Below are 11,919 nucleotides of genomic sequence, written 5' to 3' on the forward strand. Positions count from 1 at the left end.
GCATCCGGGCGAGGCCGGTCCCACTACCTGGACCTTCGTCGTTCGATCAAGGATGGAGCCGGCCACCGAACGGCAGGTTCCGGACGACGGTGAACACCAGCAGCAGCGCGCCGAGGGCCCACAGGTGGGGCCGTCCGAGGTCGATCCGCAGCGGCCGGCCGCGCGCCGCGCGGACCACCCAGACGGTCCACAGCACGGCGAACCCCAGGTAGGCGGCCACGCCGAGCGCGTTGTCGCGCAGCGCGGCGAGCAGGTCACCGTGCACGAAGGCGTGCGCGCTCCGCAGCCCGCCGCAGCCCGGGCAGTACAGCCCGGTGAGCCGGTACAGGGGGCAGACGGGGTAGTGGCCGGGTTCGCCCGGGTCGACGGCACCGACGTACCCGAAGGCCCCGGCGACGGCACCGAGCACGCCCGCCGGGACGGCCACCCGCCGCCGGACGGGCACGGGGGACGGAACCGGACGGCTGTAGGCGTTCACGCGGGCATTCTGCCCATGCGAAAGGCGGCCCGCATCCCGGGGATGCCGGACCGCCCGCGCGTCGGACCCGTGGCTCAGCTCTCCGCGGCCACCGGCTCCCGCCTGGCCGCCGGCGCACCCTGCGACGGCGCCGCCGACTGCTTCGGCTGGCCGAGGCCCATGGCGCGCATGATCCAGCCGACCACACCACCGAGGACCGTGATGACCATGCCGGCCCAGAAGCCGACGGGCTGGGCCATCACCATGAAGGCACCCGCGACGCAGAAACCGATGAAGGCGATGATGACACCGGTCCAGGCGGCCGGGGTGTGACCGTGGCTGCTGCCCGCCATGACTTGCTCCTCGTTGCTGTCTGTGTGTCGTACGAGCCGGAGGCTCGCCGTCCATTCTCCCGTACGCGCGCGCGTGCCGGACGCGGGGGTGGCGTCTGGTTCACCACACCGGTGCCGGGGTCAGGCGCCCGTCGGGTCCTCACCGCGGTCCAGGGCCTTCCAGATCTCCTCGGGCCGCTCCGGGTCGGCCGGACGGGCCGCGCGCCGCGGGCGGGCGGTGCCGCGTTCGTAGCGCCCGGACATCGCCGGCCACAGCCTCCCGTAGCGCAGGGCGAGCAGCCCGGCGAGCAGGATCAGCAGGCCGCCCACGGCCGCGACGTAGGGCCAGCCGGTGTGGGTGAGGGCGGCGACCGTGGCGGAGGTGTCGCCGCTCGCCTTGGCGGCCTCCTCGTCCAGGGCGGTGCCGTCGGAGGCGGCCGCCAGGGCCGCGGTGACGATCCCGGCGCCGGACAGCGCGAGCAGCCCGGAGACGAGCAGCCGGCCGGCCCTGCGGACGGCGAAGACGGCGACGAGCGCGGCCAGGCCCACGATGGCGAGGGCCGCGGGGACGCCCGTGACGTCGCTGCCCTTCGCGGTCAGCGGGAACGCGCCGCCGGCCACCGTCGCGGTGCCCTCCGCCCAGCGCTGCCGGGTGGCGAGCAGCGCCACGGCCGCGCCGAGCGCGCCGCACAGGAGGGCCACGGCGAGGCTCCGCCGCCCGGACCGGGCGGACGCGGCGGTTTCGGCGGCTTCGGATGCGGGGTCAGGTACGGCAGTCACGTACTCCACTATCGCCTGACTCCGGGGCGGACCGTCACCCGGGGTTCGTGTGAGAAGCGCCCTGTTGCCCGAGGCGGTTCGCCGTGTGCACCGCGCGCAGCACCGCGGCCGCCTTGTTGCGGCACTCCTGGTCCTCCGCGACCGGGTCGGAGTCGGCGACGACGCCGGCGCCCGCCTGCACGTAGGCCGTGCCGTCGCGGAGCAGGGCCGTGCGGATGGCGATGGCGGTGTCGGAGTCGCCGGCGAAGTCCAGGTAGCCGACGCAGCCGCCGTACAGCCCGCGCCGGGACGGCTCCAGCTCGTCGATGATCTGCATCGCGCGGGGCTTGGGGGCGCCGGACAGGGTGCCCGCCGGGAAGCAGGCGGTGAGCACGTCGAAGGCCGTGCGGCCGGGCGCCACCGTGCCGGTGACGGTGGAGACGATGTGCATCACGTGGGAGTAGCGCTCGACGGACATGAAGTCGACCACCTCGACCGAGCCGGGCTCGCAGACCCGGCCGAGGTCGTTGCGCCCGAGGTCGACCAGCATCAGGTGCTCGGCGCGCTCCTTGGGATCGGCGAGCAGTTCCTCGGCGAGGGCCTGGTCCTCCTGCGGGGTGGCACCGCGGTGCCGGGTGCCGGCGATGGGGTGCACCATCGCGCGGCCGTCCTCGACCTTCACCAGCGCCTCCGGGGAGGAGCCGACGACGTCGAACCCGTCGAAGCGGAACAGGTACATGTACGGCGAGGGGTTGGTGGCCCGCAGCACCCGGTAGACGTCCAGGGCGCTCGCCGTGCACGGGGTCTCGAAGCGCTGGGAGGGCACGACCTGGAACGCCTCGCCCGCGCGGATGCGTTCCTTGACGTCCTCGACGGCCCGCTGGAAGTCGGGGCCGCCCCACAGCGCGGTGTACCCGGGCAGTTCGGAGGGCGGCAGGACGGCCGGCGGCTGGGCCACGGCGCGCGTGAGGTCGGCCTCCATGGCGTCCAGCCGGGCCACGGCGTCCGCGTAGGCCTCGTCGACGCCGGTGTCCAGGTCGTTGTGGTTGATCGCGTTGGCGATCAGCAGGACCGAGCCCTCCCAGTGGTCCATCACCGCGAGGTCGCTGGTGAGCAGCATGGTCAGCTCGGGCAGCCGCAGGTCGTCGCGCTCGCCGGGGCCGATCTTCTCCAGGCGGCGGACGATGTCGTAGCCCAGGTAGCCGACCATGCCTCCGGTGAAGGGCGGCAGGCCTTCCTGGTGCGGGGTGTGCAGCGCCTGGAGGGTGGCGCGCAGGGCCGCGAGGGGGTCGCCGTCGGTGGGGACGCCGACGGGCGGGGTGCCGAGCCAGTGGGCCTGCCCGTCGCGGGCGGTGAGCGTGGCGGCGCTGCGGACGCCGACGAAGGAGTAGCGGGACCAGGAACGGCCGTTCTCCGCGGACTCCAGCAGGAAGGTGCCGGGGCGCTCGGCGGCCAGCTTGCGGTAGAGCGCGACCGGGGTGTCGCCGTCGGCGAGGAGCTTGCGCGTGACCGGGATGACACGCCGGTCGGTGGCCAGCTTGCGGAAGGTCTCCAGTTCCATGGCCGCTGACCTTACTGACCGGAGCCGGACGCGCCGGAACCGGTGTCCTTCAGCAGCACGTCCGCGTCGAAGCAGGTGCGGGCGCCGGTGTGGCAGGCGGCGCCCTCCTGGTCGACCTTGACCAGCAGGGTGTCGGCGTCGCAGTCCAGCGCGACCGACTTCACCCGCTGGACGTGGCCGGAGGTGTCGCCCTTGACCCAGTACTCCCGGCGGCTGCGGGACCAGTAGGTGCAGCGGCCGGTGGTCAGCGTCCGGTGCAGCGCCTCGTCGTCCATCCAGCCGAGCATGAGCACCTCGCCGGTGTCGTACTGCTGGGCGATGGCGGGGACGAGCCCGTCGGCGCTGCGCTTGAGCCGCGCGGCGATCTCCGGGTCGAGGCTGCTGGGGCGGGGGGCGCCGGTCGTACTGGTCATGGGTGCCATTGTGCCGCGCCGGACCGACGGTGACGGTCCCGGTCCACGGGCCGGACCGGGCGGGGCCGTTCGGCGCGTGCCCGCTGGGCGGAGCGCGTACCGGGTCGTAGGCTGACAGCATGTCGACCTTCGCCAAGCGTGAACGGCTTCTCCTCGCCGACCTCTTGGAAACCGTCGGGCCGGACGCCGAGACCCTCTGCGAGGGCTGGCGGACCCGTGACCTGGCCGCGCACGTGATCGTCCGCGAGCGCCGCCCGGACGCGGCCGGGGGCACGCTGATCAAGCAGCTCGCGCCGCGCCTGGAGAAGGTGATGGCCGAGTACACCGCGAAGCCGTACGACGAGCTGATCCAGCTGATCCGCACCGGCCCGCCGCGGTTCTCGCCGTTCCAGCTCAAGCAGGTGGACGAGGCGGCCAACATCGTGGAGTTCTACGTCCACACGGAGGACGTCCGCCGCGCCCAGCCGGACTGGACGCCCCGGGAGCTGGACCCCGTCTTCCAGGACGCGCTGTGGTCCCGGCTGGAGCGGATGGCGCGGCTGATGGGCCGGGGCGTGCCGACGGGCCTGGTGTTGCGCCGGCCGGACGGGCAGACGGCGGTGGCGCACCGGGGCACCCCGGTGGTCACGGTGACCGGTGAGCCGTCGGAGCTGCTGCTGTTCGCGTACGGCCGGCAGAACGCGGCCAGGGTGGACGTGGACGGCGACGCGGACGCGATCGACCGGCTGCACGAGTCCCGGCAGCTGGGCATCTGAGAGGGCCGGCCCGTGATCAAGGTGGCGATGACCGGTGTGTTCGTGGACGACGTGGAGACGGCGCACGCCTTCTACACCGGCGTCCTGGGTTTCGAGACCCGCACCCGCATGGACCTCGGTGACGGCACCCTGTTCGTGACGGTCGGCGCGCCGGGCGGGGCGCAGCCGGATCTCCAGTTGCTGCTGGAGCCCGGCCAGGGCCCGATCGCGGAGCCGTACCGCCGGGCGCTGTACGAGGCGGGGCTGCCGTGCATCGTCTTCTCCGTGGACGACATCCGGGCCGAGTACGAGCGGCTGAGCGGCCTCGGTGTCCGCTTCCCGCATCCGCCGCAGGAGCAGGGCCCGATGCTGGCGGCCGTGCTCGACGACACCGTGGGCAACCTGGTGCAGCTGGTCCAGCCGAAGGAGTGAGGCCCGGTCAGCCGGGGAGTTCGGCGCGGCGCAGGGCCGGTACGGCGAGGGCGACGACCCCGCCGAGGCCGCAGACGGCGGCGCTGACGACGTAGACCGGGCCGAGTCCCCAGGTGCCGACGGCGGCGGCGGCGAGCGGCATGCTGAGCGGGGTGAGGCCGAGGCTGACCAGGCTGGAGACGGAGGTGACCCGGCCGAGGTAGGCGGGGTCGGCCTGGGTCTGCAGCAGGGCGCCGCACATGGCTCCGCTCAGGCCGGTGAGCAGGCCGACGAGCACGGCGGTGCCGACGGCGGCCGGGAGGGCGGGGACGTAGGCGAGGGCGCCGACGGCCACCGAGCCGGCGATGATGGCGCACCCCGCGACCAGTCCCGCCCGGGGCAGCCGGCCGCGGACGGTCAGCAGCAGCGAGGCGGCGCCCGCGCCGACGCCGAACCCTGCCAGCACCGAGCCCATCCCGGAGGCGCCCCAGCCGCGCCGGTCGGCGAGCAGGGTCAGTCCGACGTTCAGGGGGCCGCCGAAACCCAGGTCGCCGAGGGCGATGGCGAGCATCAGCGGGCCGAGGACCCGGTGCCGGCGGACGTGGCGCAGGCCGGCCCGGAGGTCGCTGCGGGCGGTGCGTGGCCCGCGGGGCGTGTCGTCCGCGGGCAGGTCCCGTACGCGTACCGAGATCAGCAGCGGCACGGAGACGGCGATGAGCGCCCCGGCGAGGGCGAAGGCGGCCGGGGCGCCGCCGAGGGCCACGCCGAGGCCGCCGAGGGGAGCGCCGACGACGCTCGCGCAGCGGATGGCGAGGCCGCGCATGCCCTGCACGCGGGCGAGCTGGTCCGTGCCGGTGATCCGGGGCGGCAGGGCGCCCACAGCGGGCATGAACACGGCGTCGACGGTGCCGAAGACCACGGCCAGCAGGGCGAGCGGCCACAGGCCGGGGCGGGTGAGGAACAGCAGGGCGGCCACGGCGAGGACGGCGCCGCACCGGACCGCGTCACTGGCGATGACGACACGTCTCGGCCCCAGCCGGTCGGCGATCACACCCCCGCCGAGCATCAGCAGCGCCCTGGGCAGCGCACTCGCCGACATCACGAGTCCGGCCTGGGCGGGCGTCCCGGCCTGGACGGCCGCCCAGGACAGCGCCAGGTAGTACACGCTGTCGCCCAGCATCGAGGCGGTGTAGGCACCGAGCCACCGCAGGACGTTCGGATCACGATGGGCCTGCACGGTCACCGGCGACACGAGCTCGGCGGTCACGGGGTGGTCCTCTCGGAGGCGGTGGTCGGACGGGAACGCTGCTCCGGGAACAGCCGCGAGGCGGCCAGCCGCGCCGCGACCTTCTCGGGCGCGTCCTGGAAGTCCTCGTCGCGGATGGCGACACCCCCGGACGACGGCCGCCACCACCGCTCCCGCGCGTCCGCGCTGCCGCCTCGGCGACGAACAGCAGGCGGAGACGAAGCGGCCCCGGCCACCCGGCCGGGGCCTGGCAGGGTGGCCGCTAGCGCACGGGGTGCCCCGCCTCCCGCAGGGTTTGTTTCACCTCGGCGATGCGGAGGTCGCCGAAGTGGAAGACCGAGGCCGCCAGGACCGCGTTCGCGCCGGATTCGATGGCCGGGGGGAAGTCGGTGAGCTTGCCCGCGCCGCCGGAGGCGATCACCGGGACGGTGACGTGCTTGCGGACGGCGGCGATCATCTCCAGGTCGTAGCCGTCCTTCGTGCCGTCCGCGTCCATGGAGTTCAGCAGGATCTCCCCCGCGCCCAGCTCGGCCGCCCGGTGCGCCCACTCCACCGCGTCGATGCCGGTGCCGCGCCGGCCGCCGTGGGTGGTGACCTCGAACGTGCCCCCGGGCGTGCGGCGGGCGTCCACCGACAGGACCAGCACCTGGCGGCCGAACCGCTCGGCGATCTCGCGGATCAGGTCGGGGCGGGCGATCGCGGCGGTGTTCACACCCACCTTGTCCGCGCCCGCCCGCAGCAGCCTGTCCACGTCGTCGGCCGTGCGGACGCCGCCTCCCACGGTGAGCGGGATGAACACCTGCTCGGCGGTGCGGCGCACCACGTCGTACGTCGTCTCCCGGTTACCGGAGGACGCGGTGATGTCCAGGAAGGTCAGCTCGTCGGCGCCCTCCGCGTCGTACACCTTGGCCATCTCGACGGGGTCGCCCGCGTCGCGCAGGTTCTGGAAGTTGACGCCCTTGACGACCCGGCCGTTGTCCACGTCCAGGCAGGGGATGACTCGTACGGCCAGGGTCATGCGGGAGCTCCTCGGAACGCCTCCACCTCGACCTCGACCACCAGACTGGGGTCCACGAAACCGGAGACGATGATCATGGATGCGGCGGGGCGGACGGTGTCGAACAGCTCCTTGTGCGCGCGGCCGACCTCGTCCACGTCCCGGGCGTGCGTGAGGTACATGCGGGTGCGCACCACGTCGTCACGGCCGAGACCCAGCCGCCCGAGCGCCTCCAGGGCGACCTTGAAGGCGTTGACCGCCTGCTCGTACGGGCCGCCCCCGGCGATCTGCCCGTCCACGACGGACGTGCAGCCCGAGACCAGCACCAGGCCGTTCGGCAGTTCCACCGCACGGGAGTAGCCGAACTGCTCCTCCCAGGGCGCGCCGGTCGCCACGCGTCGGATGTCGCTCACTCGGCCACCGCCTCCAGGGCCTCTTCCAGGGTGAACGCCTTCGCGTACAGGGCCTTGCCCACGATCGCGCCCTCGACGCCGAGGGGCACCAGGCCGGCGAGGGCGCGCAGGTCGTCGAGGGACGACACGCCGCCCGAGGCCACGACCGGGCGGTCCGTCGCCGCGCACACGTTCCGCAGCAGCTCCAGGTTGGGACCCTGGAGCGTGCCGTCCTTGGCGATGTCGGTGACGACGTAGCGGGCGCAGCCCTCCTGGTCCAGGCGGGCCAGCGTCTCGTACAGGTCGCCGCCGTCGCGGGTCCAGCCGCGGCCGCGCAGCGTGGTGCCGCGTACGTCCAGGCCGACGGCGATCTTGTCGCCGTGCTCGGCGATGACCTTGGCGACCCACTCGGGGGTCTCCAGGGCGGCCGTGCCGAGGTTGACCCGGGTGCAGCCGGTGGCGAGGGCGGCGGCGAGGGTGTCGTCGTCGCGGATGCCGCCGGACAGCTCCACCTTGATGTCCATCGCGCCCGCCACCTCGGCGATCAGCGCGCGGTTGTCGCCGGTGCCGAACGCGGCGTCCAGGTCGACCAGGTGCAGCCACTCGGCGCCGGCGCGCTGCCAGGCCAGGGCGGCCTCCAGCGGGGAGCCGTAGGAGGTCTCGGTCCCGGACTCGCCGTGCACGAGGCGTACGGCCTGGCCGTCGCGGACGTCGACGGCGGGGAGGAGTTCGAGCTTGGCCATGGTCTACAGGGTTCCGATCCAGTTGGTGAGGAGCTGGGCACCGGCGTCGCCGGACTTCTCGGGGTGGAACTGGGTGGCCCACAGGGCGCCGTTCTCCACGGCGGCCACGAACGGCTTGCCGTGGGTCGTCCAGGTGACCTTGGGGGCCTCCAGCACCGGGTTGTTCGTCTCCAGGTGCCACTCGTGGACGGCGTAGGAGTGCACGAAGTAGAAGCGGGCGTCGGCGTCCAGACCGGCGAACAGCTGCGAGCCTGCGGGGGCCTCGACGGTGTTCCAGCCCATGTGGGGCACGACGTCGGCCTGGAGCGGCGCGACCGTGCCGGGCCACTCGTCCAGGCCCTCGGCCTCCACGCCGTGCTCGATGCCGCGCGCGAACAGGATCTGCATGCCGACGCAGATGCCCATGACCGGGCGGCCGCCGGACAGCCGGCGGTCCACGACCCAGTCGCCGCGCGCCGCGCGCAGGCCCTGCATGCAGGCGGCGAACGCGCCGACGCCCGGCACCAGCAGGCCGTCGGCGTTCATCGCCCGGTCGAAGTCACGGGTGATCTCGACGTCGGCGCCCACGCGCGCGAGGGCCCGCTCGGCGGACCGGACGTTGCCGAAGCCGTAGTCGAAGACGACGACCTTCTTCTTCCCGGACGCGGTGCTCAATTCCACACCTCCAGCCGCATGACGCCCGCCACCAGGCACAGGCCCGCGCCGATCGAGAGCAGCACGATCAGGCTGGTGGGCATCTTCTGCTTGACGAAGGAGACGATGCCGCCGAGCAGGAAGAGGCCGACGACGATCAGGAGGGTCGACAGACCGTTCATGGGTTACAGCGCGCCCTTCGTCGACGGGAGGATGCCGGCCGCGCGCGGGTCGCGCTCGGAGGCGTACCTGAGGGCCCGGGCCAGCGCCTTGAACTGGCACTCCACGATGTGGTGGGCGTTGCGGCCGTAGGGCACGTGCACGTGCAGCGCGATCTGCGCCTGGGCGACGAAGGACTCCAGGATGTGCCGGGTCATCGTCGTGTCGTACTCGCCGATCATCGGCGCCATCTTCTCGGGCTCGGTGTGCACGAGGTAGGGGCGGCCGGACAGGTCGACGGTGACCTGGGCGAGGGACTCGTCCAGCGGGACCGTGCAGTTGCCGAAGCGGTAGATGCCCACCTTGTCGCCGAGCGCCTGCTTGAAGGCGGCACCGAGCGCGAGCGCGGTGTCCTCGATGGTGTGGTGGGAGTCGATGTGCAGGTCGCCGTCGGTCTTCACGGTGAGGTCGAACAGACCGTGCCGGCCGAGCTGGTCGAGCATGTGGTCGTAGAAGCCGACACCGGTGGCGATGTCGGTCCTCCCGGTGCCGTCGAGGTCTATCTCGACGAGGACCGAGGTCTCCTTGGTGGTGCGCTCCACGCGTCCTGTGCGGCTCATGCGTTACAGCTCCTTCTTCAACTCACGGACCGCGTCGAGGAACGCGTCGTTCTCCTCCGGGGTGCCGGCGGTCACCCGCAGCCATCCCGGTACGCCGTTGTCCCGGACCAGCACGCCCCGGTCGAGGATCCTCCGCCAGGCCTCGTGGGCGTTCTGGAACCGGCCGAACTGCACGAAGTTCGCGTCGGACTCCGTCACCTCGTAGCCCGCGGCGAGCAGTTCGGCGACCAGCCGGTCCCGCTCGTCCTTCAGCTGCCGCACGTACCCCAGCAGCGTGTCGGTGTGCTCCAGGGCGGCCAGGGCGGTCTCCTGGGTGATCGCCGACAGGTGGTACGGCAGCCGGACCAGCTGGACGGCGTCCACGACGGCCGGGTGCGCGGCCAGGTAGCCGAGGCGCAGGCCGGCCGCGCCGAACGCCTTGGACATCGTCCGGGAGATCACCAGGTGCGGGCGGCCCGCGAGGAGGGGCAGCAGCGACTCGCCGTGGCTGAACTCGACGTACGCCTCGTCCACGATCACCATGGACGGCTTGGCCGCCTGCGCCGCCTCGTACAGCGCGAGGACCGTCTGCGGCGGCACCGCGTTGCCGGTGGGGTTGTTGGGGGTGGTGAGGAAGACGACGTCCGGCCGGTGCTCGGCGATGGCCCGGCGTGCCGCGTCGAGGTCGATGGTGAAGTCCTCGCCGCGGGGGCCGGAGAGCCAGCCGGTGCCGGTCCCGCGCGCGATGAGCGCGTGCATCGAGTACGACGGCTCGAAGCCCATCGCCGTACGGCCCGGACCGCCGAAGGTCTGCAGCAGCTGCTGGATGACCTCGTTGGAGCCGTTGGCGGCCCACACGTTCTCGGGGCCGAGCGGGTGCTTGCCGGTCCGGGTCAGGTACCGGGCCAGCTCGGTGCGCAGCTGGACCGCGTCCCGGTCCGGGTAGCGGTTCAGGTTCCGGGCGGCCTCCCGCACCCGCTGCGTGATCCGCTCGACCAGCGGCTCGGGCAGCGGGTAGGGGTTCTCGTTGGTGTTCAGCCGTACGGGGACGTCCAGCTGGGGCGCGCCGTAGGGGGACTCGCCGCGCAGCTCGTCCCGTACGGGGAGATCGTCGATGCCGGTCACTTGCCTTCAGGTACCTTCCAACCGAACCGTGCCTTGACGGCCGCGCCGTGCGCGGGGAGGTCCTCCGCCTCCGCCAGCGTCACCACGTGGTGGGCGACCTCGGCGAGCGCGTCCCTGCTGTAGTCCACGATGTGGATGCCGCGCAGGAAGGACTGGACGGACAGGCCCGAGGAGTGGCAGGCGCAGCCGCCGGTGGGCAGGACGTGGTTGGAGCCCGCCGCGTAGTCGCCGAGCGAGACGGGGGCCCAGGGGCCGATGAAGATCGCGCCGGCGTTCTTCACCCGGTCGGCCACGGCGGCCGCGTCGGCGGTCTGGATCTCCAGGTGCTCGGCGCCGTACGCGTCGACCACCTTCAGGCCCTCCTCGATGCCGTCCACGAGGACGATCGCGGACTGCCTGCCCTTGAGGGCGGGCACGATCCGGTCGTCGATGTGCTTGGTGGCCGCGACCTGCGGCTCCAGCTCCCGCTCCACCGCGTCCGCCAGCTCGGCGGAGTCGGTGACCAGGACGGCCGCGGCGAGCGGGTCGTGCTCGGCCTGGCTGATCAGGTCCGAGGCGACGTGCACCGGGTCGGCGCCGGCGTCGGCGAGGATCGCGATCTCCGTGGGGCCGGCCTCCGCGTCGATGCCGATCTTGCCGGTGAAGTAGCGCTTGGCGGCGGCGACCCAGATGTTGCCGGGGCCGGTGACCATGTCGGCGGGCGGGCAGGACTCGGTGCCGTGCGCGAACATCGCGACGGCGGTGGCGCCGCCCGCCGCGTACACCTCGTCCACGCCGAGCAGGGCGCAGGCGGCCAGGATGGTCGGGTGCGGCAGGCCGCCGAACTCGGCCTGCGCCGGGGAGGCGAGCGCGATGGACGCGACGCCGGCCTCCTGGGCCGGGACCGCGTTCATGATCACGGAGGACGGGTAGACCGAGCGGCCGCCCGGCGCGTACAGCCCGACGCGCTCGACCGGCACCCACTTCTCGGTCACCGAGCCGCCGGGCACCACCTGGACGGTGTGCGTCGTACGGCGCTGCTCGCGGTGGACCAGCCGGGCGCGGCGGATGGACTCCTCCAGGGCCGCGCGCACCGCCGGGTCGAGGTGCGTGAGCGCGTCGGTGAGCGCCTGGGCCGGCACACGGACGGTTTCCAGCCGTACTCCGTCGAACTTCTCGGCGAAGTCGATCAGCGCCGCGTCGCCACGATGATGCACGGCCTCGCAGATCGGACGCACCTTCTCCAGGGCGGCCGATACGTCGAAGTCGGCTCGGGGCAGCAGGTCGCGCAGGGCGGGGCCCTCGGGAAGGGCGTCGCCGCGCAGATCGATTCGGGAAATCACAGTCCCAATTCTCTCAGACCGCCGTCGGGAGCCGTC

Annotated in this window: 16 protein-coding genes and 1 pseudogene; 2 read left to right on the forward strand and 15 right to left on the reverse strand. The window is 73.3% G+C overall.

Annotated features, from left to right (window positions below; translation table 11 throughout):
- Positions 1 to 46: 46 nt before the first annotated feature.
- The 5 genes from ACZ3ZD_RS33285 to hisI all read right to left on the reverse strand — a co-directional run bounded on the left by ACZ3ZD_RS33285 (position 47) and on the right by hisI (position 3,522).
- On the reverse strand, positions 47 to 478 hold the full coding sequence (locus tag ACZ3ZD_RS33285) for a DUF2752 domain-containing protein (RefSeq protein WP_467405790.1): 432 nt from the start codon (positions 476 to 478) through the stop codon (positions 47 to 49).
- A 74-nt stretch (positions 479 to 552) separates the two neighbouring features.
- Positions 553 to 810 (reverse strand): HGxxPAAW family protein, encoded by a 258-nt coding sequence (locus tag ACZ3ZD_RS33290; protein WP_467405794.1) that lies wholly within the window; start codon positions 808 to 810, stop codon positions 553 to 555.
- Between the two features lie 120 nt (positions 811 to 930).
- The gene (locus tag ACZ3ZD_RS33295) at positions 931 to 1,578 is read right to left on the reverse strand and encodes a TIGR02234 family membrane protein (protein ID WP_467405797.1); all 648 of its coding nucleotides are present in this window, start codon (positions 1,576 to 1,578) and stop codon (positions 931 to 933) included.
- Positions 1,579 to 1,603: 25 nt separating this feature from the next.
- Entirely contained in the window at positions 1,604 to 3,109 is a 1,506-nt protein-coding gene (locus tag ACZ3ZD_RS33300; RefSeq protein ID WP_467405799.1) for an anthranilate synthase component I, read from the reverse strand.
- 11 nt (positions 3,110 to 3,120) lie between these two features.
- Positions 3,121 to 3,522: a phosphoribosyl-AMP cyclohydrolase gene (gene hisI, locus ACZ3ZD_RS33305; RefSeq protein ID WP_467405802.1), complete on the reverse strand. Its 402-nt coding sequence runs from the start codon at positions 3,520 to 3,522 to the stop codon at positions 3,121 to 3,123.
- A gap of 119 nt (positions 3,523 to 3,641) precedes the next feature.
- Here hisI and ACZ3ZD_RS33310 point away from each other — a divergent pair, with 119 nt between their 5' ends.
- Entirely contained in the window at positions 3,642 to 4,277 is a 636-nt protein-coding gene (locus tag ACZ3ZD_RS33310) for a TIGR03085 family metal-binding protein (protein ID WP_467405806.1), read from the forward strand.
- A 12-nt stretch (positions 4,278 to 4,289) separates the two neighbouring features.
- Positions 4,290 to 4,688, forward strand: a complete 399-nt coding sequence (locus ACZ3ZD_RS33315; RefSeq protein ID WP_467405808.1) for a VOC family protein — start codon at positions 4,290 to 4,292, stop codon at positions 4,686 to 4,688.
- 7 nt (positions 4,689 to 4,695) lie between these two features.
- Here ACZ3ZD_RS33315 and ACZ3ZD_RS33320 read toward each other — a convergent pair whose 3' ends face one another.
- The 10 genes and pseudogenes from ACZ3ZD_RS33320 to hisD all read right to left on the reverse strand — a co-directional run bounded on the left by ACZ3ZD_RS33320 (position 4,696) and on the right by hisD (position 11,883).
- Positions 4,696 to 5,934 carry an MFS transporter gene (locus tag ACZ3ZD_RS33320; RefSeq protein ID WP_467405811.1) on the reverse strand — a complete coding sequence of 413 codons (1,239 nt, stop codon included), beginning with the start codon at positions 5,932 to 5,934 and terminating at the stop codon, positions 4,696 to 4,698.
- Between the two features lie 32 nt (positions 5,935 to 5,966).
- A pseudogene (locus ACZ3ZD_RS33325) lies at positions 5,967 to 6,101 on the reverse strand (transcriptional regulator); the annotation flags it as partial.
- 74 nt (positions 6,102 to 6,175) lie between these two features.
- The gene (hisF, locus tag ACZ3ZD_RS33330) at positions 6,176 to 6,931 is read right to left on the reverse strand and encodes an imidazole glycerol phosphate synthase subunit HisF (RefSeq protein ID WP_467405814.1); all 756 of its coding nucleotides are present in this window, start codon (positions 6,929 to 6,931) and stop codon (positions 6,176 to 6,178) included.
- Complete coding sequence (locus ACZ3ZD_RS33335) at positions 6,928 to 7,323, reverse strand: RidA family protein (RefSeq protein WP_467405818.1); 396 nt, start codon at positions 7,321 to 7,323, stop codon at positions 6,928 to 6,930. Before ACZ3ZD_RS33335 ends, hisF begins: the two co-directional genes overlap by 4 nt.
- Positions 7,320 to 8,045, reverse strand: coding sequence for a bifunctional 1-(5-phosphoribosyl)-5-((5-phosphoribosylamino)methylideneamino)imidazole-4-carboxamide isomerase/phosphoribosylanthranilate isomerase PriA (gene priA / locus ACZ3ZD_RS33340; RefSeq protein ID WP_467405821.1), 726 nt, complete (start codon positions 8,043 to 8,045; stop codon positions 7,320 to 7,322). Before priA ends, ACZ3ZD_RS33335 begins: the two co-directional genes overlap by 4 nt.
- Positions 8,046 to 8,048: 3 nt before the next feature.
- Entirely contained in the window at positions 8,049 to 8,705 is a 657-nt protein-coding gene (gene hisH / locus ACZ3ZD_RS33345; protein ID WP_467405823.1) for an imidazole glycerol phosphate synthase subunit HisH, read from the reverse strand.
- Entirely contained in the window at positions 8,696 to 8,860 is a 165-nt protein-coding gene (locus ACZ3ZD_RS33350; protein WP_467405826.1) for a hypothetical protein, read from the reverse strand. Before ACZ3ZD_RS33350 ends, hisH begins: the two co-directional genes overlap by 10 nt.
- A gap of 3 nt (positions 8,861 to 8,863) precedes the next feature.
- Complete coding sequence (gene hisB / locus ACZ3ZD_RS33355) at positions 8,864 to 9,457, reverse strand: imidazoleglycerol-phosphate dehydratase HisB (protein ID WP_467405830.1); 594 nt, start codon at positions 9,455 to 9,457, stop codon at positions 8,864 to 8,866.
- 3 nt (positions 9,458 to 9,460) lie between these two features.
- Positions 9,461 to 10,561, reverse strand: coding sequence for a histidinol-phosphate transaminase (locus ACZ3ZD_RS33360; RefSeq protein ID WP_467405834.1), 1,101 nt, complete (start codon positions 10,559 to 10,561; stop codon positions 9,461 to 9,463).
- Entirely contained in the window at positions 10,558 to 11,883 is a 1,326-nt protein-coding gene (hisD, locus tag ACZ3ZD_RS33365) for a histidinol dehydrogenase (protein WP_467405838.1), read from the reverse strand. The genes ACZ3ZD_RS33360 and hisD overlap by 4 nt, the downstream gene beginning before the upstream one ends.
- Positions 11,884 to 11,919 lie beyond the last annotated feature (36 nt).

The sequence above is a fragment of the Streptomyces sp. NPDC023481 genome (assembly GCF_055560195.1).